At 41.6% G+C, this 534-nt stretch carries 1 protein-coding gene; it reads left to right on the forward strand.

Annotation, left to right across the window (positions count from 1 at the left end; genetic code table 11):
• A partial coding sequence (locus tag Q5Y73_RS24645) for an Ig-like domain-containing protein (RefSeq protein ID WP_305994572.1) occupies window positions 1-534 on the forward strand: 534 nt, incomplete at both ends.

Genomic DNA, 534 nt, shown 5'->3' on the forward strand with positions numbered 1-534 from the left:
GGTAACAATCACAGTCAACCCAGTGAACACGAAGCCAGCAGCAGATAACCAAGCTGTGATAACAAATGAGGGTGAATCCATAGAGATCATCCTTACTGGAAGTGATGATGAAACTGAGTCATCCGATTTGATCTTTAACGTAGATGAAGCAAGTGTACAGAACGGAACGATGACAATAGAAGGCTCGAAAGTTACGTATACTCCAGCAGATGGATATAACGGTCAAGATAGCTTTACATTTACCGTGACAGACACAGGAGATGGAAGTGCAGAAGCCCAAACGAGTGAAACAGCGACGGTAACGATCACGGTCAATCCAGTGAACACGAAGCCATCAGCAGATAGTCAAGCTGTAGAAACAAATGAAGGAGAATCCGTAGAGATTACATTAACAGGTAATGATGAAGAAACTGACTCATCCGTTTTAATCTTTAACGTAGATGAAGATAGTGTTCAGAACGGAACGATCACAGTAGAAGGTTCAAAAGTCATCTATACTCCAAATGATGGATATAACGGAGAAGATAGCTTTAC

Origin of the sequence: Chengkuizengella axinellae (assembly GCF_030730905.1) — a bacterium.
GTDB lineage: Bacteria > Bacillota > Bacilli > Paenibacillales > KCTC-33759 > Chengkuizengella > Chengkuizengella axinellae.